The 26,289-nt window shown below is 66.6% G+C and carries 25 protein-coding genes, 1 tRNA gene and 1 pseudogene; 13 read left to right on the top strand and 14 right to left on the bottom strand.

From position 1 onward, the window contains the following. The 3 genes from ACPEH1_RS16055 to ACPEH1_RS16045 form a co-directional block, all read left to right on the top strand. Positions 1-237: sigma-70 family RNA polymerase sigma factor (locus tag ACPEH1_RS16055; RefSeq protein WP_423716050.1), on the top strand; the 237-nt coding region annotated here is incomplete at its 5' end. Between the two features lie 339 nt (positions 238-576). Further along, positions 577-1,977: a type II toxin-antitoxin system HipA family toxin YjjJ gene (yjjJ, locus tag ACPEH1_RS16050; protein WP_423716049.1), complete on the top strand. Its 1,401-nt coding sequence runs from the start codon at positions 577-579 to the stop codon at positions 1,975-1,977. A gap of 68 nt (positions 1,978-2,045) precedes the next feature. Beyond that, a tRNA-Ile gene (locus ACPEH1_RS16045) sits at positions 2,046-2,121 on the top strand. A 115-nt stretch (positions 2,122-2,236) separates the two neighbouring features. Here the strand turns inward: ACPEH1_RS16045 and ACPEH1_RS16040 are convergent. The 9 genes from ACPEH1_RS16040 to ACPEH1_RS16000 form a co-directional block, all read right to left on the bottom strand. Then, positions 2,237-2,920 (bottom strand): GAD-like domain-containing protein, encoded by a 684-nt coding sequence (locus tag ACPEH1_RS16040; protein ID WP_423716048.1) that lies wholly within the window; start codon positions 2,918-2,920, stop codon positions 2,237-2,239. Further along, positions 2,917-3,465, bottom strand: coding sequence for a polymorphic toxin type 15 domain-containing protein (locus ACPEH1_RS16035; RefSeq protein WP_423716047.1), 549 nt, complete (start codon positions 3,463-3,465; stop codon positions 2,917-2,919). The genes ACPEH1_RS16040 and ACPEH1_RS16035 overlap by 4 nt, the downstream gene beginning before the upstream one ends. A 195-nt stretch (positions 3,466-3,660) precedes the next feature. Beyond that, positions 3,661-3,960 carry a PAAR domain-containing protein gene (locus ACPEH1_RS16030; protein ID WP_423716046.1) on the bottom strand — a complete coding sequence of 100 codons (300 nt, stop codon included), beginning with the start codon at positions 3,958-3,960 and terminating at the stop codon, positions 3,661-3,663. A 283-nt stretch (positions 3,961-4,243) separates the two neighbouring features. Beyond that, positions 4,244-5,899: a phosphoethanolamine transferase gene (locus ACPEH1_RS16025; RefSeq protein WP_423716045.1), complete on the bottom strand. Its 1,656-nt coding sequence runs from the start codon at positions 5,897-5,899 to the stop codon at positions 4,244-4,246. Positions 5,900-5,992: 93 nt separating this feature from the next. Further along, the gene (locus tag ACPEH1_RS16020; RefSeq protein ID WP_026070571.1) at positions 5,993-6,403 is read right to left on the bottom strand and encodes a diacylglycerol kinase; all 411 of its coding nucleotides are present in this window, start codon (positions 6,401-6,403) and stop codon (positions 5,993-5,995) included. A gap of 111 nt (positions 6,404-6,514) precedes the next feature. Further along, a complete protein-coding gene (locus ACPEH1_RS16015; protein ID WP_313242526.1) occupies positions 6,515-7,768 on the bottom strand; it encodes a HAMP domain-containing sensor histidine kinase in 1,254 nt (417 codons plus the stop codon). 25 nt (positions 7,769-7,793) lie between these two features. Beyond that, on the bottom strand, positions 7,794-8,489 hold the full coding sequence (locus tag ACPEH1_RS16010) for a response regulator transcription factor (RefSeq protein WP_017354813.1): 696 nt from the start codon (positions 8,487-8,489) through the stop codon (positions 7,794-7,796). 139 nt (positions 8,490-8,628) lie between these two features. After that, positions 8,629-9,576 carry a hypothetical protein gene (locus ACPEH1_RS16005; protein WP_153164871.1) on the bottom strand — a complete coding sequence of 316 codons (948 nt, stop codon included), beginning with the start codon at positions 9,574-9,576 and terminating at the stop codon, positions 8,629-8,631. A gap of 134 nt (positions 9,577-9,710) precedes the next feature. Beyond that, on the bottom strand, positions 9,711-10,274 hold the full coding sequence (locus ACPEH1_RS16000; protein WP_017354811.1) for a fasciclin domain-containing protein: 564 nt from the start codon (positions 10,272-10,274) through the stop codon (positions 9,711-9,713). Between the two features lie 226 nt (positions 10,275-10,500). Between ACPEH1_RS16000 and ACPEH1_RS15995 the strand changes: the two genes are divergently transcribed. Next, the gene (locus ACPEH1_RS15995) at positions 10,501-10,896 is read left to right on the top strand and encodes a hypothetical protein (protein WP_423716044.1); all 396 of its coding nucleotides are present in this window, start codon (positions 10,501-10,503) and stop codon (positions 10,894-10,896) included. On the opposite strand, the pseudogene ACPEH1_RS15990 reads toward ACPEH1_RS15995, so the two are convergent. Continuing rightward, a pseudogene (locus ACPEH1_RS15990) lies at positions 10,893-12,307 on the bottom strand (PLP-dependent aminotransferase family protein). The gene ACPEH1_RS15995 and the pseudogene ACPEH1_RS15990 overlap by 4 nt on opposite strands. A gap of 120 nt (positions 12,308-12,427) precedes the next feature. Here ACPEH1_RS15990 and ACPEH1_RS15985 point away from each other — a divergent pair. Beyond that, on the top strand, positions 12,428-13,291 hold the full coding sequence (locus ACPEH1_RS15985; protein WP_017354808.1) for a DMT family transporter: 864 nt from the start codon (positions 12,428-12,430) through the stop codon (positions 13,289-13,291). A gap of 4 nt (positions 13,292-13,295) precedes the next feature. Here ACPEH1_RS15985 and ACPEH1_RS15980 read toward each other — a convergent pair whose 3' ends face one another. Next, a complete protein-coding gene (locus ACPEH1_RS15980) occupies positions 13,296-13,595 on the bottom strand; it encodes a putative quinol monooxygenase (protein WP_017354807.1) in 300 nt (99 codons plus the stop codon). Between the two features lie 250 nt (positions 13,596-13,845). Between ACPEH1_RS15980 and ACPEH1_RS15975 the strand changes: the two genes are divergently transcribed. The 3 genes from ACPEH1_RS15975 to arcD all read left to right on the top strand — a co-directional run bounded on the left by ACPEH1_RS15975 (position 13,846) and on the right by arcD (position 19,570). Next, positions 13,846-15,324: a SulP family inorganic anion transporter gene (locus tag ACPEH1_RS15975; protein ID WP_136005278.1), complete on the top strand. Its 1,479-nt coding sequence runs from the start codon at positions 13,846-13,848 to the stop codon at positions 15,322-15,324. A 169-nt stretch (positions 15,325-15,493) separates the two neighbouring features. Then, on the top strand, positions 15,494-18,034 hold the full coding sequence (locus tag ACPEH1_RS15970; RefSeq protein WP_423716043.1) for a methyl-accepting chemotaxis protein: 2,541 nt from the start codon (positions 15,494-15,496) through the stop codon (positions 18,032-18,034). Between the two features lie 111 nt (positions 18,035-18,145). Then, positions 18,146-19,570 carry an arginine-ornithine antiporter gene (arcD, locus tag ACPEH1_RS15965; RefSeq protein WP_423716042.1) on the top strand — a complete coding sequence of 475 codons (1,425 nt, stop codon included), beginning with the start codon at positions 18,146-18,148 and terminating at the stop codon, positions 19,568-19,570. 39 nt (positions 19,571-19,609) lie between these two features. Here the strand turns inward: arcD and arsB are convergent, their stop codons facing one another. Both arsB and ACPEH1_RS15955 read right to left on the bottom strand, forming a co-directional pair. Continuing rightward, a complete protein-coding gene (arsB, locus tag ACPEH1_RS15960) occupies positions 19,610-20,683 on the bottom strand; it encodes an ACR3 family arsenite efflux transporter (protein WP_423716041.1) in 1,074 nt (357 codons plus the stop codon). Then, entirely contained in the window at positions 20,680-21,006 is a 327-nt protein-coding gene (locus tag ACPEH1_RS15955; RefSeq protein ID WP_423716040.1) for an ArsR/SmtB family transcription factor, read from the bottom strand. Before ACPEH1_RS15955 ends, arsB begins: the two co-directional genes overlap by 4 nt. Positions 21,007-21,048: 42 nt before the next feature. Here ACPEH1_RS15955 and arsH point away from each other — a divergent pair, with 42 nt between their 5' ends. After that, positions 21,049-21,789 (top strand): arsenical resistance protein ArsH, encoded by a 741-nt coding sequence (gene arsH, locus ACPEH1_RS15950; RefSeq protein ID WP_017354801.1) that lies wholly within the window; start codon positions 21,049-21,051, stop codon positions 21,787-21,789. After that, positions 21,786-22,232 carry an arsenate reductase (glutaredoxin) gene (arsC, locus tag ACPEH1_RS15945; protein ID WP_017354800.1) on the top strand — a complete coding sequence of 149 codons (447 nt, stop codon included), beginning with the start codon at positions 21,786-21,788 and terminating at the stop codon, positions 22,230-22,232. The genes arsH and arsC overlap by 4 nt, the downstream gene beginning before the upstream one ends. A gap of 128 nt (positions 22,233-22,360) precedes the next feature. On the opposite strand, the gene ACPEH1_RS15940 is transcribed toward arsC, so the two are convergent. After that, positions 22,361-22,750 carry a DUF2628 domain-containing protein gene (locus ACPEH1_RS15940; protein WP_017354799.1) on the bottom strand — a complete coding sequence of 130 codons (390 nt, stop codon included), beginning with the start codon at positions 22,748-22,750 and terminating at the stop codon, positions 22,361-22,363. 192 nt (positions 22,751-22,942) lie between these two features. On the opposite strand from ACPEH1_RS15940, the gene ACPEH1_RS15935 reads away from it, so the two are divergent. The 3 genes from ACPEH1_RS15935 (at position 22,943) to ACPEH1_RS15925 (ending at position 26,285) form a co-directional block, all read left to right on the top strand. Further along, positions 22,943-23,119: a hypothetical protein gene (locus ACPEH1_RS15935; RefSeq protein ID WP_153164817.1), complete on the top strand. Its 177-nt coding sequence runs from the start codon at positions 22,943-22,945 to the stop codon at positions 23,117-23,119. Positions 23,120-23,661: 542 nt separating this feature from the next. Further along, on the top strand, positions 23,662-25,569 hold the full coding sequence (mdoH, locus tag ACPEH1_RS15930) for a glucans biosynthesis glucosyltransferase MdoH (RefSeq protein ID WP_017354797.1): 1,908 nt from the start codon (positions 23,662-23,664) through the stop codon (positions 25,567-25,569). A gap of 41 nt (positions 25,570-25,610) precedes the next feature. Beyond that, complete coding sequence (locus ACPEH1_RS15925) at positions 25,611-26,285, top strand: alpha/beta hydrolase (protein ID WP_017354796.1); 675 nt, start codon at positions 25,611-25,613, stop codon at positions 26,283-26,285. Positions 26,286-26,289: the final 4 nt, after the last annotated feature.

Below are 26,289 nucleotides of genomic sequence, written 5' to 3'. Positions count from 1 at the left end.
AACATCAATCTGTCTGAAACCGTGCGCGACGTGCTGGCCGGCCTCACCCCGAGGGAAGCCAAGGTGCTGCGCATGCGCTTCGGCATCGACATGAACACCGACCACACCCTTGAGGAAGTCGGCAAGCAGTTCGACGTCACCCGCGAGCGCATCCGCCAGATCGAAGCCAAGGCGCTGCGCAAGCTGCGTCACCCGAGCCGCTCCGAGCAGCTGCGCAGCTTCCTGGATATCGATTGATCTCCGCGTTGGTGCGTTGATGAAAAAACCCCGCTTCGGCGGGGTTTTTTTATGGGGTGGCGGGAGCGGGTGCCCCGACGGTGGAGCCGACCGTCGGTCGGCTGCCCGCGTGCAGCGCGGCAGTCGGGGGGGCGTACGCACGCGACCCGGACGCTCCTCGCATGGTACCGTTGCAGCCTCCCATTTATGTAACATGATTCGTAACATAAAAACGGATCGATGGCCGGACAACACGATGAAAGTAGCTCTGTTATCAGTAAGATAGACGTACACGTCCTTGCGAAGCTTCGTGTTTACGTCTATATATTCGTAACATAATCAGTCCGGATGTCCGCCAGCATGGCCCGTCCCACCCGCCACACCGTGCAGGATCTGCTCGACCGCCTTCCGGCCGGTGAGGTGGTAGCGGCCGCCGCGCTCGCCGAGCGTCTGGGCGCCACCCGGATGACGTTGAGCCGACTGGTGGCCGACGCCGGCGACCGCGTGGCCCGCCTGGGCCGGGGCCGCGCTACTGCCTACGCCGCCCGCCGAGCTATTGCCGCAGGCAGCGAATGGCCGCTGTTCCGCCTCCGCCCCGATGCCAGCCTGGAAGAGCTGGGCACGCTCATCGCCCTCAGCGGTGATGCCTTCCACCTGGACGTCGGCACCGCCCGGCCCAACCTCAACCGCGCCCCGGACGGTGCCATCGACGGCTGGTTCCCCGATATCCCGTGGTTCCTGGATGACCTGCGCCCGCAGGGGTTTCTCGGCCGCACCTTCGCCCATCGCCGCGCACGCAATCTCGGCGTGCCGGACGATCTCAACCGCTGGCACCAGGGCGACATTCTGCAGGCGCTGGTGCGCGCCGGAGGTACCGGCATCGGCGACCTGCTGCTGGGGGGCGACGCCGTCGCCGCAGCCCTGGCCGAACTGGATGCGCCGCCGGACGGTGTCCAGGCCGACCAGCGTGTCCGCGACTATCCTGCGCGCGCTGCGGCCGTCCTGGAGGGCGAGGATGTCGGTTCATCACCCGGCGGGGAGCAACCCAAGTTCACCGCCACCGTGACGCACAACGGTCATCGCCAGGCAGTGCTGGTGAAGTTCGCGCAGCCCACCGCCGGTGAGGCTGCCGAGCGCTGGGCCGACCTGCTCGTGTGCGAGCACCTCGCGCTGCAGTGCCTGCGCGATGCAGGCCTGGATGCGGCCGTTTCCGAGCTGCTCCAGACCAGCACGCATGCCTTCCTCGAGGTACAGCGCTTCGACCGCACGCCGGACGTGCTTGGCCGCCGCGGCTTCGTGTCACTGATGTCGCTGACTGCGGCGTTCGTGGGAGACGTCACGCTGGACTGGGCGCGCGCGGGCGAGCAGCTGCACGCGCAGGGCTGGCTGACGGCCGCCACCGCCACGCACATAGCCCGGCTGCATGCCTTCGGCCGCCTCATCGGCAACAGCGACATGCACCACGGCAATCTCGGCTTCCATCTGGTCGACCACGGTCCGTTGCCGCTGGCGCCGGTCTACGACATGCTGCCGATGTCGCTGGCCCCCTCGCGCACCGGGGTGCTGCGCGCGGCAGCGCCGCTCGGGCCGGTTGCGCCAGAGCGCAGCGGCCAGCTCGCCCACCTGCAATGGGCCGCGCCGGTGGCGCTCGACTACTGGCAGCGGGTGGCGGGCTCGTCCCTGCTGCGCTCGCCCGCCTTGCGCGCCTTGGCGGCGGACAATGCACGGCAGGTCGATGCGATGCGCCACCGGTTCGGATGAGGGGTGCGTGGCATGCCCGCAGGCAGTGGCAGGGCCGGGCGCGGCTCTACTACACTGTGCGGCCGCAAGGGCCTATAGCTCAACGGTTAGAGCAGAGGACTCATAATCCTTTGGTTCCAGGTTCGAATCCTGGTGGGCCCACCACTTGATGATCCCATGTAGTCCAGCAAAGGCTGAACTCTCAAAAAAAATAGGGGTTTTGGCCTTGAGGCAGTGGCTTGGGGGCCGATGACAGTCCGACAGGATGACCGGGCATGGGCTACTTCCAGACACCGCGGTCTTTCGCTTCTTTCACGATGTCCACCATGATTCTGCGTTCTCCAAGCTGGGCGAGGAACATTAGGTGCTCCACGGCCTTGACCTTCTTCAAGTGATCGAGGCGGCATGACCCGCCTAGAGCTAGTGCCGGGACGAAGCCATACATTTCGTCGTGGGAAAGAGGGCCTAGAAGTCTCTTTGCTCGATCAAAGAGAGGCACGTCCTTCTCATCAGTTTGATCCAGTCCATCGGACTGCATTCCGGACAGCCAAGTTGAAATCAGAAAATCTCCTTTACCTTCTCTCATCCAGGCGACGTTGTCGTCCGGAAAGATCATCGCCCACGGGCAATCGATGGTCAGGCTAGGACCGGTCTTCGTTCCCCACAGCGTCAGATCACCGAACGCGCTACGGCCGATGACGTAGTAGTTGTCGGTTCCGTAGAATTCGGTCCCGTACAGCCAGGCGTTGAGGACCTCGGAGTAGTCATCCGGATCGGTCATCCAGAATAGACCGCCGCCGTAACCGGCGAAGCCGTACGCCTGCCAATACTCCAGTAGCCTATCTGGCACCTTACCCCTGTAGTGGTCCAACTTGGATTTCGGCACAGGCTGGGCGTCAACCGCCGGTCCGAATTCCTTTTTTCTATAGAAGTATTCGAAATCTTCATCGAGCATTTTGATCATTTGCAACGCTCCAGTCCGCCGTTCATTTTAGTTCCCTTTCGCTCGCCGACCGGCACCTTGCTTGCTGCGTCATCCAAGTCCTGGATCCGCGTTGTCTGGCCTTTCTTCTTATGATTCCATTGACGGCCGATGGTCTGGTTCACCTCGCCATCCCCAAAATCAGCGATTTTATCCTTACCCCCTGCAACAAGATCGGGATTGTGAAGGGCGTTCATTGTTTCCATCGTTGCATCAGCATGCTCTTGGGCAAGTCGCTCCGCTTCCTCCAGCGAACTACCCGACGACCTCAACTCCTTGAACGTTTTAGCTTGGGTCTTCTGTTTGAAGCTTGCTCTTGCAGCCTTGGCAGCCTTCTGATCCCGATTCTTCGGATCAAGCGCCTTGCGCGCCTCAAGGTACTCTTCAACGCTCATATCATTGAGCCCTTGCTCCTGACCTTTCCATTGCCGATCCATCTCCTTGGATTTGGACGCTGGCAGCGTCTGCGGACTGAAGCACAGTGAATCCTTGCGTGGCATGCGCTTGGACAGCCGCTTGGTTGCCACCGTCCTGTTGCCCTCAGGCGTTCGGTTCCCATCACGCTGGCGCCGCTTGCGTGCGCGTCATGCCTTCGCCAAGCCCTTGAAGGCGTCTTCCACTTTCTCCATCACGTGCAGCAACCGCTTGCCGATACGGGCGCCGGTGTTGTCGGCCTTCGCGGCTGCATAGCCAAACCCGCCCGCGCGCCCCCAACTCCACGGTCACGGCGGCCAGCAGATGGAGACCACCACCTGTTTGAGCGGGGGCGAGGCTGTGGTTGCCTGCGCGGTCGTGCCCTTCGCCACAAACCCGGCGGGCGAGGCCATGACGGTAGATGCGGCAGCAGAGCCGCTGCGTGCACCACCGCTGCCGCCTGAGTCCACCGAAACTGTGCTCTGCCTGACCGGCAGTACCTGACAGCCGCAGGCCAGGTAGGCACCGTGCCTGGCCAGAGGCTGGCCATCGACAATGAAGGTCGGGTCGCCCGTGACGATGGGGAAGGGGCCCACCACGAAAATCACGCACCTGGAGTATCCCCGAAGTACCTGATAAGAGCTTGCGGAACACTGGCCGGAACAATCAGCGCCCTCGCGGCGGTTTCACGGCAGGCAGATCGGGGTGGTAATGCCCGGTCGTCGCCGGCGATTGATGGCCGGCGGCGTCCTGCTTGTCGCCCCCGTACCAGACGGCAGCTGTGACGCCGCGATGCTTCAATCCGTGCAGGGGGAAACGATCCTGCTGCTCGAGCACGCCCAGGCGGTTATCCGCCTGCGGCGAACGTGACGGCGCAGGTGGCAAGGGCGGTCACGCCCCGGAGCGGCAGCCGGCAAACAGATCAAGATCGCGCTGGTAGACACTGCTCCTGACATCGAACAGGCCCAGGACGGCGTGGTAGATGTTGTCATGGCTGTACGGGGTTCCCTCGGCATGGTAACGAAGGCAGGCCAGGTTGAGGTTGGCGTGAAGTGCGAATGCCGGCGAGAACCACATCAACATGGGCACGCGCGTCTGCTCCGGCGGCGCAATGACGTACGGCGTGCCGTGCAGATACATGCCGCGCTCGCCGAGCGACTCGCCATGATCGGAAACGTAGATCATGGCCACGTCCCGCTGGTCCGAATAGCTTTCGAGCATCTCGATGGTCCTGCCCAGCATGCGGTCGGTGTAGCGCAGCGTATTGTCGTACGTGTTGATCAGCGCCTCGTTGGTGCACTTCTGGATCTGATTGCTGTTGCAGGTCGGGGTGAAGACGGCCGCGTCCGGCGGGTAGCGTTCAAAGTAGGTGGGGCCGTGGCTGCCCAGCTGGTGAAGCACGATCAGGGCATCGCCCTGCATGGCATCGATGCGCGCATTGAGTTGATGCAGCAGCACCTCGTCGTAGCAGGTGCCGTCCCTGTTGACACAGTGTTCGGCCACCTTGAGCGTGGGCATGTCATCGGTGGGCACGCGTGCGCACACCCCTTTGCAGCCACCGTTGTTGTTGTTGCGCCAGAGGATGTTCACGCCGGTGCGCTGCAGGATATCCAGCAGATTCTCCTCGGTTGCGGCGCGCACGTCGTCGTACTGGCTGCGTGCCATCCGGGAAAACATGCAGGGCACGGAAATGGCGGTGGCGGTGCCGCAGGATGAGACGTTCCTGAAGGCGATGATATCCCCTCGCTCCGACAGTACCGGATTGGTTTCGCGCGGGTAGCCAGTGAGCTGGACGTTCTGTGCGCGCGCGGTCTCGCCCACGACGGCAATCACCAGTCTCGGCCGCCTGCCGGCGACCATCGCCGGCCGGGTGGCGTCCCCGGCAACGGCCTGCAGCGGTCGTGACACCGTGAGATATCTGCGTTTGAGGTAACCATTGGCATTGCGTACGACGTTGACCGGCAACACCTGGTCCCTGAGCTCACGATTGTTGCGCAGCAGGGAGGCGTAGTCCTTGTAGAACAACATGGACACTACGGTCAGGATCACCAGTGTTGCCACTGCATTGATCAGCATCCAGCCGGCGGTCTTTCCCGCCGATGCGCTGCCGATGCGCAGCGACACCATTGCCGCAGCCGGAAGGACACCGAGCACCACGATGGTGAGCAGCAGGGGAACGGAGACGTAGGACCCGAGCTCGGCCTGGTTGGTCTCGAAGACGTTCTGCACCATGCTGCGGTCGATCAGCACGTTGTAGTGCAGCATGAAGTACGTGCAGGCGGCGCTGATGATCACCAGCAGCGCCAGCAGGGGCTTGCGCAGATACGGAAGCGCGAGCACCGGCATGAGCAGCAGGTTGAACAGGCAGAAGAAGAACACCGGCAGGCTCAGGGCGAACAGCACGCCGCGCAGGCCATCCAGCTCCAGGTGGGTCCATAGCGTCTGCCACAGTGCGATGTTGCCGAGGGTGGTGAAGAACAGTGCGGCTACCCATGTCAGTTGTACCGGGTTGAGCCGCACAGAGGTCAGGCGTTGAAGCACGCGCATTCGTCCAATGAATGAAGAGTGCGCGCAGTATCAAAATGCTCGTATCAGGAAGTTGTCAGGAATGACGCGGTGCGTCCCGGTGGTCCGTGTGGATCAAAGCGCCGTGGCGTCCTGTCCCAGCAGGATGGCCATCCACACGGCACCCACCATCATCAGTGCGACGGTTTGTGCTGCACTGCCCATGTCCTTGGCATTCTTGGACAAGGGGTGGCGCTCAAGCGAGATGCGGTCAACGACGGCTTCGATGGCCGAGTTGAGAAGCTCCACGATCAGGCTGATGAAGCTGGCGGCCAGCATCAGCGCACGCTCCACCGGGGTGACATCAAGCAGCAGCGTGCCTGCCATCAGTGCGCCATGCAGAGCCAGGAGCTGCCGAAAGGCGGCCTCGCCGCGCACGGTTGCCAGGAAGCCATCCCGCGAATGAATCAACGTGTGGAGAATCCGGTTGAATCCGGTTCTGCCGTGGCGATACTTGCCGGTTCCGACGGGGTCTGGCGCTTGCATCTGCTTCTCATCAAGGACGTGATCGAGGCAGATCATTGAGAAGGCGGCGTCAGGAAGCTGTCAGGACCGGCGCGGCATGGCGCGCTTTCCTGGCCGCGCGTGGACGCGCGGCTATCGGCTCTGCGCTGCTCCGTGCCCGGTGCCGGACATGTCCACGGTAAATCGACAGCCGGTCTGCGAGCTTTCGACCGCCATGTGCCATCCCAGGTGGTCCACGATCCGCTGCACGATCGACAGGCCAAGCCCTTCGCCACTCTCGCGCAGGCTGGGCGCGAAACGCTGGAACTGCTGCGGGTCGATGCTGGCTGGCAGGCCCGGGCCGGTGTCGGCAATGGCCAGTGTGGCACCCTGGACGGCGATGCGTATCTCGCCCTGATCGGTGTACTGGCATGCATTGCGCAGCAGGTTCCAGACCACGCTGCGCGCCAGTTCGGCATTGGTATGGATGGACGGCGCCTGTGGCGCATCCAGCCGCACGGTCACCGGCTTTCCCGCCAGCCAGGGGTGGCAGCGCGTCATGCATTCTTCGATCAGCGGGCGTAGTGGCACGTCTTCCTTGGCGAGGCGCTGCGGGTCGCGCGAGAGCAGCAGCAGGCAGGTGAGCTGGCGCTGCATCTCCTGCGTGGTGCGCACGATGCGCTCGCCACTCGCTTTCAGGTGGCTGTCGTCGGGCAGCTGGTGAACGATGGTCTCCGCTGCCCCGGAGATGACGGCCAGTGGGGTGCGCAGTTCATGGCTCGCATCGCCCACGAAGCAGCGTTCGCGCTGCAGAAACTGCTCCGCCTCGTCGCTGTGCCGGGCAAAGGCGCGTGCCAGCACCCCGATCTCATCGCGCGCATCCTGGAACGGGAAGGGGGTCTGCTTGCGTTGCACCGCATCGGCCAGAAGGGTGATCGGGGCGATGACCCGCGCCGCGGTCAGCCGTCCGATCCAGAACGCGCACAGGATGCACAGCAGAATGACCACCAGCGCATAGCCGTCAATCACGTGCTCCAGGTACTGGTAGCGCTCTGCATCCTGCCGGAGGTAGTAGCGCTGGCCATCGCCGTCGAACACCAGCAGGTGCCAGACGTCGGGCGGGTCGGCGCTGTAGTAGCCCGGTGCAAACCTGCGCAGGTCATCGGGTACGCTACGGCTGTCATAGAGCTGGCTGCCGGGGGAGAGGGTTGGCGTCGTGCCGTTGGCGAGCTCCGACTGCAGCCGATGCATCTCGTCGTGCAGGCTTCTGGAGATGACGTATGCGCGCAGTTCGTCATAGTCCAGCTGCTCGGCGGCGACCACAAACCCCATGACGGCGACCATCAGCAGCACGAACGACACGATGATGCGCGCTCTGAGCGTCATCTGGCGGTAGATCGCTTTCATGGTGGCAACGGGTCTCCCTGCATGGTCATTCCGGGGCGGGCGTCCGGGGCGCGTTCAGACGCCAGCCGATGCCATGCACCGTTTCGATGAGCGGATTCGCAAACTGCTTGTCGGTGTGCTGGCGGAGCTCGTGGATGTGCGTCCGCAACGCACCGCTTTCCGGCGGATGGTCGCCCCAGAGCAGGTATTCCATCTCCTGCTTTCTCACCACGTCAGGCGCGGCACGCATCAGGCACAGCAACAGCTTATGGGTGCTCGGAGTCAGCGTGATGGTCTGGCCCTGCCGCCACGCCTGAGGCGCCCGGGTGTCCACGCGCAGGTCCTGCCAGGTGAGCGTGCCTTGGACGTTGCGGCCCTGGGCACGGCGGACGAGCGCCTGGATGCGCGCATCGAGCTCCTTCAATGAGAAGGGCTTGACCAGGTAGTCGTCCGCACCCTGCGCCAGGCCCTGCACCCGGTCGTCCACCGGGTCGCGCGCGGTCAGCATGATCACCGGCACGGGATTCTGGAATTCCTCGCGAAGCTTCTGGCACAGCGTCATGCCGTCCAGTCGTGGCAGCATCAGGTCCAGCAGGATGGCATCGTAGTCATTCTGCGTGGCCAGGCGCAGGCCGGTGGCGCCATCGCGTGCATCGTCCAGCACATAGCCCAGTGGCTCCAGGAAGCCGTACAGGTTGGCCACCAGCTCGGGGTTGTCCTCGATGATGAGCAGGCGTGTCATGGGGCATCGGCATCCTGGGGCAGAGGGGAACTGTGCGGGATCGGCGCAGGGTTGCCAAGCGTCGCCGGACTCTGCCGCTGGGGGGACGTCGAATGCGTACCTGTCGACAGGGCGCGCACCGCCGTGGACGTCGTTCGGATCAGCGCAGGTAGCCGGATCGTTCGATCACTGCGTCCACTGCCTGCACATCGTCATAGCGCAGCTCCAGCAACGTCGCGATCGCTGTGGCCTTGTCCGGCTGCGCGGCGTAGTACGCGCTCGCGATGCGGTATCCCACGTAGTACCCCAGGTCGCTCACCCCGAACCGGTTGTTGCTGCTGTTGTACAGCCAGTCGCGGTAGTCGTTCCCGCGCCGGTCGGCCTGGAACCGTGCCTTCAACTCGGCCTCGTGTGCCGGCCCGTACACGTACAGCGGCAGATCGGGCTTCTTCCCGGTGACCAGCTCGGCCACCAGCTCCGCCACGCCTTCGCGCAGTGCGTACTGGGCGAGGGTATCGCCGGCCTCGGCCTGCTGGGTGTGGATGTACTCGTGGATGTTGTTCTGCCCGTTGTTGTGGAACGGCTGAGATGCATAAAAGGTGCGCAGCCGGGTCTGCAGAGGCTCGGGAAGCTCCGAGACATCGACGCTGTCGTCGCCCAGGGCGAGTTCGGCGCCAATCAGCACCTTGTCGTCAAGCGTAGTGCCGCCGGTGCGCAGCACGCCGATGGCGTAGGTGATGCCCGCTGGGCGCAGGGCGGGGTACAGGCGGCTGAGTGTGGCCAGATCGGCCTCGAGTGGGGCGGTGGCGGCGAAGGCGCGACCGGTCAGCGGGCGTACCGACGCCCAGTAACGCGGCCAGGCATCAATCGCTGCGACGTACTGGTCGTCGGTGTAGCCGCGCGCCCGCATCAGGGCATGCAGGCCGGGCGTGCCCTTGCCGATGTAGAGCGTGTTGATCAGCGCCTTCCTGCGCACCGGATCGGTTTCGGCACGGATGGCGTCGTACGCGATCCAGAAATTCGCGATGTCGCGTGTCTCCACCTGCGGCGCGGCGGCCGTGGCTGCCGGCACCGTGCCTGCAGCCAAAAGAGCCACGAGCATCCACATCCATGCCTTCATATCGGTCGCCTTGTGGTGATATCCAAGGTTGGATGCAGAAGGCGGTGAGAAGGTTTACACGTCGGCCCTGGTAACGCCGACCCGCAGCGGGCATTCCCGTGAATGCCCGCCCGGCCGTGCGGTTACTTGGGCATCAGCACGCTGTCCACGACGTGGATGACGCCGTTGGACTGGGTAACGTCGGCGATGCTGATCGCCGCCTTGCCGCCCTTGGCATCCACCACCCAGAGCTTGCCATCATGCAGCTTGATGGTCAGCGGCTCGCCTTGAACGGTCTTGAGCGTTGCCGTGCCGCCGTGCTTTCTGGCGTCGGCGGTGAGCTGCATGGAGGTGTAGGTGCCGGGGACGACGTGATAGGTGAGGATCCTGGTCAGGTCGGCCTTGTGCTCGGGTTTGACCAGGGTATCGACGGTGCCCGCCGGCAGTTTGTCGAAGGCGGCGTTGGTGGGCGCAAAGACGGTGAAGGGGCCTTTGCCGTTGAGGGTGTCGACCAGACCGGCGGCCTTCACGGCGGCGACCAGGGTGGTGTGATCCTTGGAGTTGATGGCGTTCTCAACGATGGTCTTCGTCGGGTACATCGCCGCGCCGCCGACCATGACGGTGTCGGCGGCAATGCTGAGCAGAGGGGTGGTGCCGAGTACGGCGAAGCTGGCGGCGACGGCGATGCGTTGAAGAAGAGCGTGCATGGTGCTTCTCCTGATCTGGTGTGCCCTCGGAATGAGGGGTACTGAAGGTACGCAGCGGGCAGGCAAGCGGATGCACGTGGGAGCGACTGTTTCCAGCGGACCGGTGCCATGTACCCGTTATGCGTATTCAGATTCCTTGGTCGTGGCGACGCTCTAGAATGGACGAACCGCCCGGTGGCGGGATCAGCCGCATAGGGAGCGTGCGATGCGTGTGGGCAGACGTTCATTGACGCAGTTGCGTGCAGACCGCGATGCGCTTCAGTACGCGATCGATGTGGAGGCGGCGCGGTTGGCGGCGCAGCAGACACCGGCCGACCGTTACGCGGAGGCCTTGATGCCGCTCACGTCGCGACTGGTCGAGATCCGCCATCAGATTCTGCTGAAGACGCCCGCGCGCGAATTGATGGCCCGCTGCCGCGAACTGGAGCGGCTCACGTCGGCGCCCGGAAGGCGCTCGGCGACCGGACACTACGCGCTGGAATCGGAGCTGCGCGACCTGCACCTGCATTTCAGCCATCCCCGGCGCCGGCCGCTGACGCTGAAGGTACTGATGATCTTCGTGGCCGTTGTCGCCGCGATGGTCTTTCTGCCGCGCCTGATCGTGGACTGGCTGGTGGGTTAGTCCCCGGCGACGGCGCGCGCGTCGGCGGGCCGCTCCCGCAGCGCCCGGCGCAGCACGTCGAAGATGCGCGGATCCTGCGCCTGGGCGGCATTGAAGCGCAGCAGCCCACCCGCGCTCAGCGATGGACTGAACGCATTGCCCGGCGCAAGCACCACGCCGTCGGCCAGGCAGGTGCGCGCCAGGGTGGCCGCATCACGGCCGTCGGGCAGGTGGCACCACAGCAGCATCCCCGCCTGCGGCACCAGCCAGGGGTGGATGCCCAGCGCGGCCAGCCGCGCCAGGGTGTGCTCGCGTGCTACGGCCAGGCGGGTACGGATGGACTCCACATGGCGGCGGTAGCCGCTGTCGGTCAGCGCGGTGTGCAGGATGTCGGCGGCCAGGCGCCCGCCGCCGAAGCTGGTGGCGATCTTCAGGTCGGCCAGCCGCTCGATCCAGTCGCCGCGTGCGGCGATGAAGCCGCAGCGCACCGCCGCCGACAGCGTCTTGGAGAAGCTGCCCACCTGGATCACCCGTGACAGCCCATCAAATGCGGCCAGGCGCGGTGCGGGCGTGTGCTCGAAGTCCGCGAACAGATCGTCCTCGACGATCACCAGGTCGCTGTGCTCGGCCAACGACAGCAGGCGGTGCGCGGTGGCCGGCGACAACACCGCACCGGTCGGGTTGTGGATGCCCGAATTGGTGATGTACAGCCGTGGCGAATGTGCTTCCAGTGCGGCGGCGAAGGCAGCCACGTCCGGCCCGTTGGCGGTATAGGGCACGCCCACCACCTGCACCCGGTGCGCCTTGAGCAGTGCCAGGAAGTTGAAATAGCACGGGTCATCGATGAGCACGGTGTCGCCGGGTTCCAGCAGGAAACGGCAGATCAGGTCGATCGCGTGCGATCCCGATTCGGTCAGCATGATCTGCTCGGGTGCGGCATCGATGCCGTGGCCGGCCAGGCGCCTCGCCAGCAGCTGCCGCAACGGCGGCAGTCCAAGCGGGGTGGCGTAACCGGCCAGTGCCGATGCGCTGCTGCGCGCGGCATGGCGCAGGCCACGGCGGATCCCGTCCACGTACATCCAGTCGTCGGGCAGCCAGCCGCAGCCCGGTTTGAGCACGCTGGCGTCCTGCTCCAGCGACTGCCGCGCCAACCACAGCGGGTCCACCTGGCGATCGCGCGGCGGCCCCATCTCGGCCAGCGCCAGCGGTGCCACCGGCCCGATGACGTAGAAGCCCGAGCCGGGCCGGGCCACGATGAGCCCTCGGCCGCCAACCGCTCGTAGGCCTCCACGATGGTGGACACCGACAACTGCAGTGCCCGGGCCTGGGCACGTACCGAGGGCAGGCGCATGCCGGGCAGATAGGTGCGCGCGGTGATCTTCGCGCGCACGGCGGTCATCACCGCATCGATGCGGGTGGCGGGCGGCGTCATCGGTGTGTGCATCCGTAGGGGAGGTCAAGGCATAACAGTTACGTCGAAGTGTACTGGACTGTCTCTGGGGGAAGGCCGGGTCGGCGTGATCCACTGGCCGTCCCCTACAAGGATTGGACGATGGACAACGCGACACGCGGCTGGATGAACGGGTTGATTGGCGTGGTGATCTTTGCCGGCTCGCTGCCGGCCACCCGTCTGGCAGTGGCGGATCTGGACCCGCTGTTCCTGACCGCCGCGCGCGCCAGCGTCGCCGCCGTGCTCGGGTGGGCGCTGCTGCACGCGCTGGGCCAGCGGCGACCGGCCGCAGCGGTGTTGCCTGCACTGGCGGTCGTAGCGCTGGGGGTGGTGGTCGGGTTTCCGCTGCTCACCGCCTTGGCGCTGCAGCATGTCTCGTCGGCGCACTCGATCGTGTTCCTCGGGCTGCTGCCCCTGAGCACGGCGGTATTCGGCGTGCTGCGCGGCGGCGAGCGGCTGCGCCCCGCGTTCTGGGGGTTCTCGCTGCTCGGCAGCGTGGTGGTGGTTGGCTACGCGCTCGGCAACGGTATCGAGGCTTCGCTGCAGGGCGATCTGCTGATGCTGGCAGCGGTGGTGGTATGCGGGCTGGGGTACGCCGAAGGGGCGCGGTTGGCGCGCACGCTGGGTGGCTGGCAGGTGATCAGCTGGGCGCTGGTGGTGTCGCTGCCGGTGATGCTGCCGCTGATGCTGCTGCGCTGGCCGGCATCGTGGGCACAGGTGGGCGCGCCCGCCTGGTGGGGGCTGGGCTACGTGTCGGTGTTCAGCATGTTGATCGGTTTCATGTTCTGGTACCGCGGCCTGGCCCAGGGCGGGATCGCCGCCGTCGGCCAGCTGCAGTTGCTGCAGCCGTTCTTCGGCCTGGCCCTGGCCGCGCTGCTGCTGCACGAAACGGTGAGCCCGATGATGCTGGTGGTCACGCTGTGCGCGGTGGCCTGCGTGGCGGGCGCCCGGCGGTTCGCACGCTGAGGCGTCAGCCGCTGACCAGGCCGTGCCCGCCCACCGGGGCGGTCTCGAAGCGCTCGCCGAAGCCGGTGATCATCGGGCGCGCCTGGGCGATGGCCGCCTGCACGGCCGGCAGGGCGAGGGAGGCGCGGTGCAGGTCGGCGCTCTCCCATGCCTCGGTGATCCAGATCGCGTCCGGATCGGCCGGGTCGGTGGCAACCACGTAGCTCAGGCAGCCGGGCATGGCGCCGGTACCGTCGAGAAGAATCGCGATCACCCGATCGCGCTCGCCGGCCGCAGTCTTCATCTTGCCGATCAATCCGTACATGGTGCACTCCCAAACAGGTCCGGCGCCCATGCTGGGCATGCGGGCGGTACAGGTCAACGCCCGCCGCATTGAGGAGCTGGCGGCGCTGCGGTATCCTGCGCGCCGCTTTCGCCTCCGGGCCGGACCTGCTGTGATGACGCCACCCTGACAACGCGCTGACGACGCGCCCGTGCCAGTGCCGGGTCCAGGGAGTGCCTTGTTTCCATCACACAACGCGCCGCGCGCCGCGCCGGTGCGTGGAGTTTTTTTCATGTCCGTTTCCTATCCGCTGCGCCAGCAATGGCTCGGCAATATCCGTGGCGACCTGCTGTCCGGCGCCGTCGTGGCACTGGCGCTGATCCCCGAAGCGATCGCCTTCTCGATCATCGCCGGCGTCGACCCCAAGGTCGGTTTGTACGCGTCGTTCTGCATCGCGGTGGTCACCGCCATCGCCGGCGGCCGCCCCGGCATGATTTCGGCGGCCACCGGCGCGATGGCCCTGGTGATGGTCGACCTCGTCCGCGACCACGGCCTGCAGTACCTGCTGGCTGCGACGATCCTGGCCGGCCTGCTGCAGGTGGTGGCCGGCGCATTGAAGCTGGGGGCCCTCATGCGCTTCGTGTCGCGTTCGGTGATCACCGGTTTCGTCAACGCCCTGGCCATCCTGATCTTCCTGGCGCAGATGCCCGAGCTGATCGGACGGTCCTGGCAGGTATGGGCGGTGTGCGCGGCCGGGCTGGCGATCATCTACCTGTTGCCGCGGCTGACCCGTGCGGTGCCGTCGCCGCTGGTGGCGATCGTGGTGCTGACCGCGCTGTCGATCGGATTTGGCTGGGAGGTGCGCACGGTCGGCGACATGGGCGCACTGCCGGACAGCCTGCCGACGTTCCTGTTCCCGGATGTTCCGTTGACCTGGGACACGCTGCGCCTGCTGCTGCCGGTGTCGGCGACGCTGGCGGTCGTGGGTCTGCTGGAGTCGATGATGACCGCACAGATCGTCGAGGACATGACCGACACCCCCAGCCAGCGCAACCGCGAATGCGCCGGACAGGGCCTGGCCAACATCACCGCCGGGCTGTTCGGCGGCATGGGCGGCTGCGCGATGATCGGGCAGTCGGTGATCAACGTGTCCTCGGGCGGGCGCGGGCGGCTGTCGTGCCTGGTCGCCGGTGTGCTGTTGCTGCTGCTGGTGGTCTATGGCGCCCACTGGGTGCGGCAGATTCCGATGGCCGCGCTGGTGGCGGTGATGATCATGGTCAGCATCGGCACCTTCCATTGGCGCTCGTTCCAGGAACTGCGGCTGCACCCGAAGAGCTCGTCGCTGGTGATGGTGGCCACCGTGGTGGTCACCGTGATCACCCACGACCTGGCCAAGGGCGTGTTGACCGGGGTGCTGCTGTCGGCGCTGTTCTTCGCCCGCAAGGTGGGCCGCATGCTCGATGTCCACGCCGTCGCGCAGGCCGATGGCAGCTGCACCTACACCGTCGCCGGGCAGGTGTTCTTCGCGTCGGCCGGGCAGTTCGCTGCCAGCTTTGATCTGCAGCATGTTCCCGCGCGCGTGGTGATCGACCTGTCGAACGCGCACTTCTGGGACCTCAGCGCGGTGGCTGCGCTGGAACGGGTGGTGGCCAGGCTGCGTGCGCATGGCGCGCAGGTCGAGGTCCGCGGGCTCAATGCGGCCAGCCAGACCCTGGTCGAGCGCCTGGCGCGGACACCGGGCGTGGATGGGCTGCCACCGGGCGGACACTGAACCCGGTCAGGAAAAGCGGCTAAACATCGGCGCGGCAAGGCCGTTATCCAGCTCAATGCCCGGTGCGTGAGTGTCACCGTCCCGGGCTGGACCGCAATGGACTGCGCGATGCCGTAGTGGCGCTCGATGGCGTCCGCTGACCCTGTACCCTATTTCCGGAACCGCCCCCATGCCTGCGTCCCGCTCGACCGCTTCCAAGCGCCCCGGCAGCATCGCCAACCGGCTGATGCTCGGTACCGCACTGATTGCCATGCTCTGCTTCGGCGTCACCGCGGCCATCAGCTACCGCGAAGCCAGCCAGGCGCTGGTGGAGTCCTCGCGGCGGACCATGCAGAGCCAGGCCGAGGCCGAGGCGCGCCGGGTCAATACCGACCTGTCCGCTGCGTTCGCCACCAGCCAGGCACTGGCCGACAGCCTGGTGGTGCAGCATGCCGCCGGCACGCTGTCGCGCGGCACCGCCGCACAGATCCTGCAGCAGCAGCTGCGCTCGCACCCGGAGTGGGTGGGCCTGGGCACGCTGTGGGAACCGCAGGCGTTCGACGGCAAGGATGCCGATTTCGTCGATGCCGAGGCCCACGATGCCACCGGCCGCTTCATGAGCTACTGGGCCTGGCAGGACGGCAACCCGGTGCAGGACGTGCTCAAGGGCTACGACGTGCCTGGCGACGGCGACTGGTACCTGCGCCCGCGCGAGCTCAAGCGCCCCACCGTGGCCGAGCCGTACCGCTATGAGATCGGCGGCAAGCCGGTGCTGATGACCACGCTGTCCACGCCGGTGCTGGACAACGGCACCTTCCTCGGTGCGGTGACCGTGGACTTCGGCCTGGCCGCACTGCAGGAGCGCCTGGCCGCGCTGCGTCCGATGGGCGAGGGCCATGTGGAGCTGATTTCGCCGGCCGGCATCGTGCTGGCCGCCGCCGACGCCAAGGAGATCGGCACGCGCCGCGAGGACGCGGCGACCCGCCGCCTGCTGGCGCAGATCGCGGCGGACAAGCCGTACGAGGATTTCCACCAAGACGCCGCCGGCAACGTCAAGGCGTACGTGCCGCTGCGCATCGGCGGCAGCCAGGAGCGCTTCGCGCTCGGCGTGATCGTGCCGCACGACCTGATCACCGCGCAGGCCCGCGCGCTGCTCTGGATCATCCTGGCCGTGGGCCTGGGCGCGGCGCTGGTGCTCAGCGGCAGCGTCTATGTGCTGCTGCGCCGCCAGGCGATCCGTCCGCTGGCCGATGCGGTGCGGCTGTCGGCCGAGGTCGCCGACGGTCGCCTGGATACGCCGTTGCCGGCGGTGCGCGATGACGAAGTGGGCCGCCTGCTGCAGTCGATGCAGCGCATGCGTGACCAGCTGCAGGCGGTGATGACCGCCCAGGCCGAGATGGCACGGCGCCACGGAGCCGGCGAGCTGAGCTACCGCATGGATGCCGAGGGGTTCCCCGGCGCGTACGGCCGCATGGTGCACGACACCAACCACCTGGTGGGTGCCAACATCGGCGTGACCCGGCGCCTGGTCGAAGTAATGCAGCGCTATGCGGTCGGCGACCTCACCCCGGACATGGACCGCCTGCCCGGTGAGCAGGCCGCGTTCACCGCGGCGATGGATACCACCAAGGGCAACCTGCGCGCGATCAACACCCAGATCCAGGATCTGGCCGGCGCGGCGGCCATCGGCGACTTCAGCCAGCGCGGCGACGTGGTGCGGTTCGACCACGACTTCCGCCTGATGGTGGAGAACCTCAACACCATGATGCAGGTGAGCGACGACAACCTGCAGCAGATTTCCGACCTGCTGCAGGCGATCGCGGCGGGCGACCTGACCGCGCGCATGCACGGTGAGTTCCACGGCGTGTTCGCCCGCATGCGCGACGATGCCGATACCACCGTGAGCCAGCTCACCGACATCGTCGGCCGTATCCAGCAGGCCACCGACAGCATCAACCTGGCCGCCGGCGAGATCGCCTCGGGCAACAGCGATCTGTCGCGCCGCACCGAGCAGCAGGCCGCCAGTCTGGAGGAAACCGCGGCATCGATGGAAGAGCTGACCTCCACCGTGCGTCAGAATGCCGACCATGCGGTGCAGGCCAACCAGCTGGCCGCCGGCGCTGCCGAGGTAGCGTCGCAGGGTGGCCTGGTGGTGGGCCAGGTGGTGACGACGATGGCCGGTATCGAAGCGTCGTCCAAGCGCATCGCCGAGATCATCACGGTCATCGACGGGATCGCCTTCCAGACCAACATCCTGGCCCTGAACGCAGCGGTGGAAGCGGCGCGCGCGGGTGAGCAGGGCCGTGGTTTCGCGGTGGTCGCCTCTGAAGTGCGCGCCTTGGCGCAGCGCTCGGCCGGCGCGGCCAAGGAGATCAAGACGCTGATCGACGATTCGGTCGAGCAGGTCAGCCAGGGCTCGGCGCTGGTGCAGACCGCCGGCCGAACGATGGAGGACATCGTCAGCGGCGTGCGCCGGGTCAACGACATCATGGCCGAGATCTCGGCGGCCTCGAAGGAACAGTCGGCCGGCATCGAGCAGGTCAACCAGACCATCACCCAGATGGACGAAACCACGCAGCAGAACGCAGCGCTGGTCGAAGAAGCGACGGCAGCGGCACGTGCGATGGAAGAGCAGGCACAGCAGCTGGGCACCGCAGTGTCGATCTTCCGCCTGCAGGCGCCGGCCGCACCGGTGCAGCGTGCGAGCGGACGCGCACCGGCAACGGTGTGAGCCAGGCGTCCGGCATGCGCGTCGGTGCATGCCGGCACCGGCGCGCTTCACCCTGGAATCATCGGGCGGTCCTAGACTTGCGGGCGTTCCCCTGACCGCGCAGGCACCGTCATGACAGCGTCCTCCGACCGCCTCGGTCTTTCCGCACTGACCGCATTGGTGGTCGGCTCGATGATCGGGGCCGGCATCTTCTCGCTGCCGCAGAACATCGCGCGCAGCGCCGGCCCCGGGGCCGCGTTGATCGGCTGGGCGATCAGCGGGCTGGGCATGCTGATGCTGGCGTTCGTGTTCCAGAACCTGGCCAACCGCAAGCCCGGGTTGGACACCGGCATCTACGCCTACGCCAAGGCTGGATTCGGCGACTACATCGGGTTCTCATCGGCCTGGGGCTACTGGGTCTGCTCGCTGCTGGGCAATGTCAGCTACTTCGTGCTGATCTTCAGCGGCCTGGGCTACTTTGTGCCTGCCTTCGGCGAAGGCAACACCTGGCAGGCGGTGGCATGTGCATCGGTGCTGCTGTGGTCGATGCACGCGATGATCCTGCGCGGCATCCGCGAGGCGGCGCTGGTCAACGCGGTGGTGACGGTGGCCAAGATCGTGCCGATCGTGGTGTTTCTGATCATCGCCGCGATCGGTTTCAGGGCCGACATCTTCACTGGTGATTTCTGGGGTGCCGCCACGCTGGGCAGCCTGGGCGAGCAGCTGCGCGGGATGATGCTGATCACCGTCTGGGTGTTCATCGGCATCGAGGGCGCCAGTATCTACTCGCGGCGTGCAGGAAAGCGCGCCGACGTCGGGCGCGCCACCGTGATCGGCTTCCTGTGCGTGCTGGCGTTGCTGATGCTGGTGAATCTGCTGTCGATGGGCGTGCTCGGCCACGAGAAGCTGGCGCACCTGCACAACCCCTCGATGGCGTTCGTGCTGGAGGCCATTGTTGGCCCGTGGGGAGCCACCCTGATCATCATCGGCATGATCGTGTCGGTGCTGGGCGCGCTGCTGGCCTGGGTGCTGCTGTGTGCCGAAGTGCTGTACGCCGCGGCCGGGGACGGCACGATGCCCGCTTTCCTGGCCCGCCAGAACGCCAACGACGTGCCCGCCAACGCGCTGTGGCTCACCAACGGATTGATCCAGCTGTTCCTGGTGATCACCCTGTTCAATGCCGGCACTTACACCAGTCTGGTGTTGCTGGGCGCCTCGATGGCGCTGGTGCCGTACCTGTTCTCGGCCGGTTACGGGGTGCTGATCGCGTGGCGTGGCGAAGGCTACACCGACCCCGCCGCGCCGCGCCGGCGCGACCTGTTCGTGGCGTTGCTGGCCACCGTGTATGCGGTGTGGCTGGTGTATGCCGGCGGCGTGGCGCAGGTGATGCTGTCGGCGCTGCTGTACGCACCGGGCATGCTCATGTTCGCCCTGGCCAAGCGGCAGCACGGGCAGCCGGTGTTCACTCCGGTGGAGTGGGGGATCGCCGGGGGCGTGCTGGGCGTGGCGCTGTGCGGGGTATGGGGGCTGTGGCACGGCAGCCTGACGCTGGCCTGAGCTGCGGCAGCGGTTGCCGGCCCGGTCCTGTCGTCCCGTTCATGCCGCGCTGTCGACACGGCTGCCGGCAGGGGCGAATTCACGGCGCCCCAGCCACAGCGCCAGGTGGACCAGCAGGATCAGCACCGGTACCTCCACCAGCGGCCCGATCACCGCCGCGAACGCCACCGGCGAGGCCAGGCCGAACGAGGCGATGGCCACCGCGATCGCCAGTTCGAAGTTGTTGCCGGTGGCGGTGAAGGCGATGGCCGTGGTGCGTGGGTAGTCCTTGGCGATCCACCGGCCCATGAAGAAGCTGATCAGGAACTGCAGCAGGAAGTAGAGCGTCAGGGGGAGCGCAATGCGGATCGCATCCAGGGGCAGGCGCAGCACATCACTGCCTTTGAGGCTGAACATCAGCACGATGGTGAACAACAGCGCGGCCAGCGTCAGCGGGCTGATTGCGGGCAGGAAGCGCGTTTCGTACCAGTCCGCACCGCGCATGCGGGTCAGCAGCACCCGCCCCAGCCATGCGGCTGCAAACGGAATGCCCAGATACACCAGCACGGCGCTGGCGATGGTCCAGGGACTGACGTCGATCACGCTGCGCTCCAGGCCGAACAGCGGTGGCAGCACCGACAGGAACAGCCAGGCGTACAGGCTGAAGAACGCGATCTGGAACAGTGAATTGAACGCGACCAGGCCGGCGACATACCGGTTGTCGCCACGCGCGAGCTGATTCCAGACCAGCACCATTGCGATACAGCGCGCCAGCCCGATCAGGATCAGGCCGGTCATGTAATCGGGATGGTCGCGCAGCAGCAGGGCGGCCAGCGCGAACATCAGCACCGGCCCGACCACCCAGTTCTGCACCAGCGACAGCAGCAGCACGCGCTTGTCGGCAAACACGGTGGGCAGGGTATCCATGCGCACTTTCGCCAGCGGGGGATACATCATCAGGATCAGGCCGATCGCGATGGGGATGTTGGTGCTGCCGATACTGAGGGCATCCAGGGCGGCGGGCAGGCCCTCGAACCAGGCGCCCAAGGCAATGCCGAGCGCCATCGCCGCGAAGATCCACAGCGTCAGCCAACGGTCCAGGAAGGACAGGCGGGGGGCGGCGGGAGACGTCATGGCGTCGGCATGCACCGGGCATCCGGTCCGCAGGCGGCGTCGCCGGCGCAGCAGTTCTCGGTCAGGTAGCCGATCAGTCCGTTCATCGCGTCGAACTCGGCGCGGTAGCAGATGCTGCGGCCCCGCGCTTCGGCCGTCACCAGCCCGGCAGCCGCCAGTTCCTTGAGGTGGAAGGAGAGGGTGGCCCCGGGCAACGACAGTTCAGCGGCGATCTCGCCGGCGAGGCGGCCGCTGTGGCCCGCCTGGACCAGCAGGCGGAATACGCTCAGGCGGGTGGCGTGGCCCAGCGCGGCGAGGGCGGTGGTTGCGGTTTTTTGTTCCATGTTTCTAGAATAGTGGAACAATAGCGCCGGAGCAACGCCCTCATGTCCCGCCTTCCCCACCTGACCCCGGCGGCGGCCCCGTCGCCCGATCTGGACGCATTGCGCCAGGAGGGCGGCGACCACCCGCCGCGGATCCTGATCCTGTACGGATCGCTGCGCCCACAGTCCTACAGCCGGCTGCTCGCACGCGAAGTAGAGCACCTGCTGCAGCACTTCGGCGCCGAGGTACGGGTCTTCGATCCGCACGCGCTGCCGATGTGCGATGCCGTCGGGGCCGACCATCCGCAGGTGCAGCAGCTGCGTGCCTGGTCACAGTGGTCCGAAGGGCAGGTCTGGATCAGCCCGGAGCGCCACGGCAGCATGAGCGCGGTGTTCAAGAACCAGATCGACTGGCTGCCGCTGTCCGAGGGCAGCGTGCGCCCGACGCAGGGTCGCACGCTGGCGGTCATGCAGGTCTGTGGCGGCTCGCAGTCGTTCAATGTGGTCAACGCGCTGCGCGTGCTGGGCCGCTGGATGCGCATGGTCACCATCCCGAACCAGTCGTCGGTGCCCAAGGTCTGGCAGGAATTCGACGACGCGGGCCGGATGCGTGCCTCGCCGTACTACGACCGCGTGGTCGATGTGGTGGAGGAGCTGGTCAAGTTCACACTGCTCGTGCGGGGGCGCACCGACTACCTCACCAGCCGTTACAGCGAACGCAAGGACGTCGCGGCGATGCACGCGCTGGCGGTGGCCGCCGGTGCCGTTGCAGCACCATCGCCGACGGCCGGGAGCGCGCCATGAAGGCAACAATTCTCCACAACCCTGCGTGCGCCACCTCGCGCAACGTTCTTGCCTTGATCCGCCATGTCGGCATCGAGCCGGAGGTGATCGAGTACCTGGTGACGCCGCCGACGCGCGAGCGGCTGGTCTCGCTGATCCGGCGCGCGGGCCTGGAGGTGCGCCAGGCGCTGCGGCAGAACGTGCCGCCCTACGCCGCGCTGGGTCTGGATGACCTGCGGCTGGATGACGACCACCTGCTCGATGCGATGCTGGCGCACCCGATCCTGATCAACCGTCCCTTCGTCGAGACGGAGCGTGGTGTCCGCCTGGCGCGGCCATCCGAAGCGGTCCTGGCGCTGTTGCCGCCGCTGCGCACCGATTTCACCAAGGAAGACGGCCAGGTGGTGCCGGCCGTGTCCGTGGCCGATTCGGCCGACGGCGATGTCACCCGACCGCCGCGCTGATCGCCTGCAGACCCGGCGTGCCGGAAAGCCGCATCCTGTTCGGCGCGCGCCGGGCCGCGATGCGGGAGGTGAACCGCAAAAAAAAGCCCGGTCGATGACCGGGCCCGAAGGGCAGTGCAGGGCGCCGATTACCAGCGCAGACCTTCAAAGGGGTTCCAGCTGGTGTTGCCCTTCACGCGATCCAGGTAATACGCGTAGTTGGTCGTGATCGCGACCAGCAGCGACCACACCACCAGCAACGTACGGCCGATGAAGCCCGGCAGGATCATCGCCACCACATACAGCGCCACGGTCACGGCGAGGACCACGATCGCCTTGCGCCACAGGCCGAGGATGAACAGGTAGATCCAGGTGAAGAACAGGGCGAAGAAGTTGAAGTTGACCTTCACTTTTTCGCCGAACGGCAGCTTCTGCAGGGCTTCCTTGAAGCCCGGGGCGTTGGGCGCGCCATGCTTCTCGAAGAAGTTGAAACGGAACTGCCACTTGGGGCTGTACTGCGAGGTGTTGAAGGAGTCCATATCCATTTTCTAGGTTGTAAACGCTTTCATCATAGCTTTCGTATATGCCAGTACGCCAGTGTATCGACGCGGACGTGTCGAAAAACCGGCGCGACCGGGCCGTCACACATTGCGGTGAATTTTCAGATAGGGTGCGCACTCCCCACGGCGGATGCCGTTGGGAACGACCGCAGGACACAGGACACGGAGACCATGTCGAGTACTTCCTCGCGCCACGGTGCGGGCCCCGCCAATCGCCCGATCGCACCGTGCCCGGTCGCGACCCAGGCCCAGCAGTTGCTGGCCCAGCAGCAGTTGACCCAGGCCGCCTCGCGCGCGCTGGCGATCGCCGCTGCCGCGCTGGTCACGCCCGAGCCCGAGCTGCGCTGATACCCCCCGCTGCCCACGCGCTGCCCGATCGGGACAGCGCACGTCGGGCGTGGCCGTCAGGAAGCGCTTGGACATGCCACGGCGCCCGGTCCCGCGCTTGGCCGGGGCAGACGAGGCGCGCGCGGGCTGCGCACGGAACGACACGGCCCCGGTGGATGGCGCTGCGATGGTCATCGACCGTTCGGATGATGCGAATGACGCCCGCTTACAAGATGAATGGGGAAAACCCCGTGGCACAAGGGCTGCGACCTCATGTCGCGATCAGCCACCCCGGTGTCGGGGCCGGTTGGCTGAATGGGGAGAAATCACGGGGATTGGCCTTCGCACCCGGCTTACATTTGGCCCCATAGACTGAGCCGCATTTTTCGCCTCAAGCCTGTTGGAGAGTTCGTGGGTTCCGGTAGTGACAGACATCAGCTGCGTACCGGTTGCCGGTCCACGCAGGCAGGACGCAATCGTGCCGCTGGGCGCGCCGGGATCGGGATGATCCACCTGGTACCGGGTTCGCCCGGCTTGGCACGCCCCACCACGGGACGCCGCGCATGACCACGCAGACCCTCAACGCCGTTGTGGACGCCGGGCGGGCAGTGCTGCCGGTCGAAACGCCGATGGCCATGCCCGAACAGTCGTTCCGCGAAGGACGCCTGCAGGTGCCGCGCCAGCGTACCGCGCCGCGGTTGATGGCGCTGCGCCGCTTCTACATCCTCGGCGGCACCGCAGCGATGACCATTGCCGCCACCACCATGATGTGGAAGGTGCTCGCGGTGAACGGCGTCAGCGTGCTGGAGGCCTGCCTGCTGTGCCTGTTCGTGGCCCTGTTCGCCTGGATCGCGCTGTCCTTTGCCGGGGCCGTCGCCGGCTTTCTGACCGCCGTGTTCGATCGCGGCTACAAGCTGGGCATCGATCCGGATGAGCCGCTGCCGCAGGTGCATACCCGCACCGCGCTGCTGATGCCCACCTACAACGAAGATCCGCGCCGCCTGCTGGCTGGCCTGCAGGCGATCTACGAGTCGGTTGCCGCGACCGGGCAACTGGCGCAGTTCGATTTCTACGTGCTCAGCGACACCCGCCGCGACGACATCGGTGCGGCCGAAGAACAGGCGTTTGAAGCACTGCGCGATGCCGTGCAGGGGCACGACCGGCTGTTCTACCGTCGCCGCGGCGACAACAGCGGACGCAAGGCCGGCAACATCGCCGACTGGGTGCGCCGCTTCGGTGGCGGCTACCCGCAGATGCTGATCCTGGATGCCGACAGCCTGATGACCGGCGACACCATCGTGCGCCTGGTGGCCGGCATGGAACACAATCCGGACGTCGGCCTGATCCAGACACTGCCGGCGGTGATCGGCGGGCGCACCCTGTTCGCACGCATGCAGCAGTTCGGCGGGCGCGTGTACGGGCCGGTGATCGGGCGCGGCGTGGCCTGGTGGCATGGTGCGGAAAGCAACTACTGGGGCCACAACGCGATCATCCGCACCGAGGCCTTTGCCGAGAACGCCGGCCTGCCGCCGCTGCCGGGACGCCAGCCGTTCGGCGGGCACGTGCTCAGCCACGATTTCGTCGAGGCCGCGCTGATGCGCCGTGGCGGCTGGGCCACCCACATGGTGCCCTACCTCAAGGGCAGCTACGAGGAAGGCCCGCCCACGCTGACCGACATGCTCGTGCGCGACCGTCGCTGGTGCCAGGGCAACCTGCAGCACGCCAAGGTGGTCGGCTCCAAGGGCCTGCACTGGGTCAGCCGCATGCACATGATGATCGGCATCGGCCACTATTTCACCGCGCCGATGTGGGCGATGCTGATGCTGATCGGCATCGCGATCCCGCTGTTCCAGGGCGGCATCGATTTCAATGCGCTGCTGCATCTGTCGCCCGGCCAGTACTGGCGGCACCAGGACGAAGAAAAAGTGGTGCGCATGTTCGCCCTCACGATGGTCGTGCTGCTGTCGCCCAAGGTGCTGGGGTACCTGGCCATGCTGCTGGACCCGGTGGAGCGGCGCGGATGCGGCGGTGCCTTCCGTGCGCTGATCTCGATGCTGCTGGAAACCGTGCTGGCCGCGCTGATGGCACCGGTGGTGATGTACGTGCAGTCGCGTGGCGTGGCCGAAGTGCTGGCCGGCAAGGACTCGGGCTGGGATGCACAGCAGCGTGACGACGGTGGGATCTCCTGGCCGGCGCTGATCCGCGGCTACGGTGGCCTGAGCGTCTTCGGGCTGTTCATGGGCGCGCTCGCCTACGCGGTGTCGCCGTCACTGGCGGCATGGATGGCGCCGGTGGTGGTCGGCATGGTGCTGGCCGTGCCGGTAGTGGCCCTGACCTCCGGGCGCCGCGCCGGCGACCTGCTGCACCGCTGGGGCCTGATGGACATTCCCGAGGAACTGGCCCCGCCGCCGGTGCTGGTGCGCGCCGCGCAACTGCGTCGGGCCGCGCTGGAGAACGCTGCGCCGCAGTGAGTTGTGCGCATAATGCGGCGCCCCTGTTCTGGAGTCACCGCATGCAGCACCGCTTGGAAACCGTCATCAACGAAACCGGCACCGACCCGCAGTGGGCGGTGCTGTGGCTGCATGGACTGGGCGCTGACGGCCATGATTTCGCTCCGATCGTCCCCGAACTGCTGCGTCCGCACTGGCCGGCGATCCGCTTCGTGTTTCCGCATGCACCGGTGCAGCCGATCACGATCAACAACGGCGTGCCGATGCGCGCCTGGTACGACATCGTCAGCATGGACTTCCGCTCGCGTGCCGACGCCGCCGGCGTGGACGCCTCGGTGCTGGCCCTGGACGGCCTGATCGAGGACGAAATCGCCCGCGGCATTCCGGCCGAACGGATCCTGCTGGCCGGCTTCTCGCAGGGCGGCGCCATCATCCTCAGCGCCGCCTTGCGCCGGACCCGCCCGCTGGCCGGCCTGATCGCGCTGTCGACCTACCTGCCGGATCCGGAGACGGCCGCCGCGCAGCGTGCGCCGGACGGCATCCGGCCCCCGGTGTTCATGGCGCACGGCGCGCAGGACCCGGTCATTCCGCAGCCCATCGCCGCGCATACCGCACAGACGCTCACCGCGCTGGGCTTCCCGCTGGAATGGCATTCCTATCCGATGGCCCACCAGGTCTGTGGCGACGAGCTGCAGGCGCTGGGCGATTGGCTGGACGCGCGGTTCCAGGCCGCCTGAGCCG

Source organism: Stenotrophomonas sp. NPDC077421, from assembly GCF_049545505.1.
GTDB lineage: Bacteria > Pseudomonadota > Gammaproteobacteria > Xanthomonadales > Xanthomonadaceae > Stenotrophomonas > Stenotrophomonas nematodicola.
This window is presented reverse-complemented; position numbering and strand designations above follow the sequence as displayed.